General features: G+C 39.4%; 4 protein-coding genes and 1 pseudogene. All 5 read left to right on the top strand.

Features of this window, described 5'->3' with window-relative positions; translation table 11 throughout:
• Positions 1–411: pseudogene (locus ACILP5_RS11035) on the top strand (elongation factor 4); the annotation flags it as partial.
• Between the two features lie 73 nt (positions 412–484).
• Positions 485–2104 carry a 2-oxo acid dehydrogenase subunit E2 gene (locus tag ACILP5_RS11030; RefSeq protein WP_395618700.1) on the top strand — a complete coding sequence of 540 codons (1620 nt, stop codon included), beginning with the start codon at positions 485–487 and terminating at the stop codon, positions 2102–2104.
• A gap of 56 nt (positions 2105–2160) precedes the next feature.
• Positions 2161–3024, top strand: a complete 864-nt coding sequence (gene hisG / locus ACILP5_RS11025; RefSeq protein ID WP_395618699.1) for an ATP phosphoribosyltransferase — start codon at positions 2161–2163, stop codon at positions 3022–3024.
• Between the two features lie 2 nt (positions 3025–3026).
• Positions 3027–4289, top strand: coding sequence for a histidinol dehydrogenase (hisD, locus tag ACILP5_RS11020; RefSeq protein WP_395618698.1), 1263 nt, complete (start codon positions 3027–3029; stop codon positions 4287–4289).
• Positions 4290–4291: 2 nt separating this feature from the next.
• Positions 4292–5154, top strand: an 863-nt coding sequence (gene hisC / locus ACILP5_RS11015; RefSeq protein WP_395618697.1) for a histidinol-phosphate transaminase, incomplete at its 3' end; no start/stop codon positions are given.

The following is a 5154-nucleotide window of genomic DNA, read 5'->3' as shown; positions in this document are numbered from 1 at the left end:
ACGATTTCAAGAGGTTATGCCTCCCTAGATTACGAATACAAAGATTACGAACCTGGCGACATGGTTAAATTAGATATCATGTTGAATGGAGATAAAGTAGATGCTTTGTCTGCCATTGTTCACCGCGATAAAGCCTATGATTGGGGTAAACGTTTGTGTGAGAAATTGCGTGAATTAATTCCAAGGCAACAGTTTGAAATTGCTATTCAAGCAGCAATTGGACAAAAAATCATTGCACGTGAGACGGTGAAGGCGTTACGTAAGGATGTTTTGGCCAAATGTTATGGAGGTGATATATCTCGTAAGCGTAAATTATTAGAAAAGCAGAAGAAAGGTAAAAAACGTATGCGTCAAGTAGGTAATGTAGAAATTCCGCAAGAAGCATTTATGGCAGTTCTTAAACTTGATTAGTAGAGAATAATTATCACAAAAATTTTTAAAAACAGGGTTTAAAGCGTAATTTTAAACTTTCAAACAAAATAAGATGGCTGAAGTAATTAGAATGCCTAAGATGAGCGACACTATGTTAGAAGGTGTGATCGCAAATTGGCTTAAAAAAGAAGGGGACGTAATTAAATCTGGTGACATTATCGCAGAAGTAGAAACTGACAAAGCGACAATGGAGTTAGAAAACTACGAAGACGGAACCTTATTATATATTGGTGTTAAAGTAGGTGAAGCGGTTCCTGTAGATGGAATAATCGCTATCGTAGGAACACCAGGAGAAGATTATTCAGCACTTCTAGCTGCACCAGCCACTTCGTCAGCTCCGACTCCAGTAGTGGTCGCAGAAGCACCTGCAGCTGCACCAGTGGCAGAAACTGCAGTCCCTACCCCAGCTATCGACTTAAGTGGAGTTAAAGCAGTTGCTGTTCGTATGCCTAAAATGAGTGATACCATGATTGAGGGTGTCATTGCTAAATGGTTAAAAGCGGTTGGTGATGTTGTGAAGAGTGGAGATATCATCGCAGAGGTAGAAACAGATAAAGCAACCATGGAATTAGAGAACTATGAAGATGGTACGCTACTCTATATTGGAGCAAAAGAAGGACAAGGTGTAATCGTCGATGGCATTATTGCAATCGTAGGTGAACCGGGCGCTAATTTCCAATTGATTTTAGATGCAGAAGCAGCTCCGAAAGCCGCTACGCCAGCACCTGTTGCATCAGCTCCAGTGGCTGCGCCCGTCGCAAGTGCACCAGCACCTGTAATGACAAAGGCTCCAGTAGTAGAAGAAAAAGCGGCCTCTAAGCCAGGTGTAGAATTGAAGGCAAGTCCGTTAGCACGTGCTTTGGCAAAAGAAAAAGGATATAACCTAAACTGGATCACGGGAACGGGTGAAGGTGGTCGTATCACGAAAGCGGACGTAGAAGAATACAATCCAAATTCAGGCGGCGCAAATGCAAACTTCACTGGCGGTGTAGAAAGCTTTGAAGATATTCCTAACAGCCAGATGCGCAAAACTATCGCGCGTCGTTTATCAGAATCTAAATTCAGTGCTCCGGAATTCTATCTGACGATGGAAATCAACATGGATAAGGCCATGGAGGCGCGTGTCAGTATGAATGAAACATTCCCAGTGAAGATTTCATTTAATGATATGGTCATCAAGGCTACTGCCCTATCACTAGCTAAGCATCCTAAAGTGAACTCTTATTGGATGGAAGACCGTATTCGTGTAAACAAACATGTGCACATTGGTATGGCTGTTGCAGTAGAAGATGGTTTATTAGTTCCAGTAATCCGTTTTGCATCCGAGAAATCAATCGCACAAATCTCTGCAGAAGCAAAAGATTTAGGCGCTAAGGCTAAAGGTAAGTTATTGCAACCGAAAGATTGGGAAGGTAACACGTTTACCGTTTCAAACTTGGGTATGTTTGGTATTGATCAATTCACTTCGATCATTAATTCACCGGAGTCTTGTATTCTTGCAGTAGGTGGAATTAAAGAAACGGTAGGTGTGAAGAATGGTCAATTCTATGCAACTAACATTATGAAATTAACTTTGACTTGTGATCATCGCGTGGTAGATGGTGCATCAGGGGCTGCGTTCCTGTTAACACTGAAACAATACCTTGAGGATCCGATCAAAATGTTTTTATAAAAATGATTGTTTAAGCCTCGAATAACCTCGGGGCTTAATTTTTATCAATAATTACCATGAGCACAAATAATATTAGAATAGCAGTACAAAAGTCAGGTCGCCTAAGTGATGACTCTTTAAAATTATTTAAAGAGTGTGGAATCAAATTTGAATCAGGTGGTTCTAAACTTCGTTCCATTTCTAGCAACTTTCCAATAGAATTTTTATTCTTACGTGACGATGATATTCCGGGTTACGTAGAAGATGGAGTCGCTGATCTAGGCGTAGTAGGACTAAATGTCTTAATGGAACATACGCGCAAAGTGGATATTGTAAAGGAATTAGGCTTTTCTAAATGCCGTCTTTCGCTGGCTATACCTCGTGGTGAAGCCTATACTGATCTAAAGCAGTTCGAAGGAAAAAGTATCGCTACGTCTTACCCAAATTTAACGAATCAATTTTTACTTAAGAATGGAGTTAAGGCTGAAATGCATGAAATCTCTGGATCAGTAGAAATAGCCCCATCCATAGGACTCGCTGAAGGCATATGCGATATCGTTTCAACGGGTGGAACTCTTCTGAGCAATGGATTAAAAGAAGTAGCCACCGTTTTTGAAAGTCAAGCAGTAATGATTTCAAATTCTGCTTTATCAGCAGAAAAGAAAGCCATTTTGGCCAAGTTATTATTCAGAATTGACTCAGTTCAAAGAGGTCAAAATGCTAAATATGTGGTTTTAAACGTTCAAGAACACAATATAGAAAAAGTTACTGCCTTATTACCAGGAATGAAATCACCCTCGGTATTACCTTTAGCAACTAAAAGTTGGTTCTCGTTACACTCGGTAATTGAGGAAAATGATTTTTGGAATATCATCGAGAATTTGCGCGAAGCAGGTGCTGAGGGTATTTTAGTCTTACCTATTGAAAAAATGATTCTTTAATCATGTTTACACAGATCAATTATCCTTCTCGTTCAGATTATGCAACTATTTGCCAACGTCCTGCTTTAGAGCAAGGGCAATTAGATGTTTTAATTTCGGGTGTATTTAGTCAAGTAAAAGCGAAAGGTGATCAAGCCTTGCGTAATTTAACTGCTAGTTACGAGAATAGAGTGATTGCAGATATTCTGTATAGTGCAGAAGAAATGAATGAGTTAGCAGCTCAAACGGATGTCGAACTGCAAAAGGCTATTGATCACGCCTATGCAAATATTTATGCTTTTCATGCAGCTCAAAAATTAGTTCCAAATAAAATTGAAGTAAACCCGGGTGTTCTATGTTGGCAAAAAGCCACAGGTATTGATAAAGTAGGGATCTATATTCCAGGAGGAACCGCTCCCCTATTTTCGACGGTTTTGATGTTAGCTATTCCTGCTCGAATTGCTGAATGTCAGGAAGTCGTTCTTTGTACACCAGCCGTACACCCTGCAATTTTTTATGCTGCGAAATTATGTGGTGTAACCAAGATGGCGAAAGTAGGTGGTTCGCAAGCCATTGCAGCCTTAAGTTTAGGAACGGAGAGTGTGCCGGCAGTTTATAAAATATTTGGTCCAGGAAATCAATATGTGACGGCTGCTAAAATGTATGCAAACCGATTAGGTATTGCCATCGATATGCCAGCTGGCCCATCAGAATTAGCCATTTATGCTGACGATACAGCAAATCCAGCCTACATCGCATCAGATTTATTATCACAGGCAGAACACGGTTCCGATTCACAGGTTATTTTAATCAGCACGTCTAAAGCCATTATAGAACAAACAATCGTTGAGATCAACTCTCAGTTAAACGATTTGCCAAGAAAAGATCTAGCTGAAAAAGCACTATCAAATTCTAAGTTCGTTTTAGTCAAAACTACAGCAGAGGCAATTGAATTATTAAATGAGTATGCGGCTGAACACTTGATCTTAGCTTGCGACGATGCGGAACTATTTGCAGAAAAAATCAGAAATGCAGGTTCCATATTTCTAGGGAATTATACACCCGAATCTGCAGGAGATTATGCCTCAGGGACAAATCATACTTTACCTACTAATGGATTTGCGAGAGCCTATTCAGGTGTGAATTTGGATTCTTTTACGAAGAAGATCACCTTGCAATCCATTTCGAAAGAGGGATTAGAGCAATTAGGTAAAACCATAATAGATATGGCAGAGGCAGAGTCCTTACAGGCACATGCGAATGCTGTTAAAATTAGATTAGACTAAATATGAATTTCGAAAACTTCATATTACCCCATATTTGGAACCTAAAACCATATTCATCTGCTAGAGATGAGTTTAAGGGAAAAGAGGGTGTATTTTTAGATGCGAATGAGAATCCACTAGGTTCTGGCTTGGAAGAAAATTGGAATCGCTATCCAGATCCGTTGCAATTAGACATCAAAGAACGATTAGCAACCATAAAGTCCTGCTCTATTGATCAAATTTTCCTTGGTAATGGATCTGATGAGGCGATTGACTTAATTATGCGTATGACTTGTCAATCAGGTGTACATAATATCATTTTATGCCCTCCTACATATGGAATGTATGAAGTCAGTGCATCGATTAATCACATCGAACAACGTAAGGTTAGTCTTACCAAACAGTATCAATTAGATGTGAACGGCATTTTACAAACAGTGGATGAAAATACACGGCTACTTTTTATTTGCTCACCCAATAATCCAACAGGAAATAAACTGAATCGTTCGGATATTTATTCCTTAATTGAGTCATTCAAAACTGGATTTATTATCATTGACGAAGCCTATATTGATTTTTCAGATGAGCCTAGTTTTATTCTAGAATTAGCAAAGTTTCCACATGTTATCGTAATGCAGACGCTTTCAAAAGCCTATGGCTTAGCCTCACTTCGTCTAGGCATGGCATTTGCACACCCTACCATCATCAGCTTATTGAATAAAATTAAACCTCCTTATAATATCGGAGGGGCAACACAGGAAATCGTATTTAAAGCCTTAGCAAATACGAACTTTAAGGAAGAATCAGTTCAATTGATCTTATCGGAGCGTACTCGCCTCATTAATGCCCTACAAGATATCTCTGAAGTAATTCAGATATACCCATC

Origin of the sequence: Aquirufa sp. (genome assembly GCF_044239315.1) — a bacterium.
Classification (GTDB): Bacteria; Bacteroidota; Bacteroidia; order Cytophagales; family Spirosomataceae; genus Aquirufa.
Note: the sequence above shows the minus strand (reverse complement) of the source record. Positions and strands in the feature narration are given on the sequence as shown.

Excerpts from the sequence above, each read along its gene's own strand:
- ACILP5_RS11030 (WP_395618700.1), top strand. The coding sequence starts at position 485 with ATGGCTGAAGTAATTAGAATGCCTAAGATGAGCGACACTATGTTAGAA.
- hisG (WP_395618699.1), top strand. The coding sequence starts at position 2,161 with ATGAGCACAAATAATATTAGAATAGCAGTACAAAAGTCAGGTCGCCTA.
- hisD (WP_395618698.1), top strand. The coding sequence starts at position 3,027 with ATGTTTACACAGATCAATTATCCTTCTCGTTCAGATTATGCAACTATT.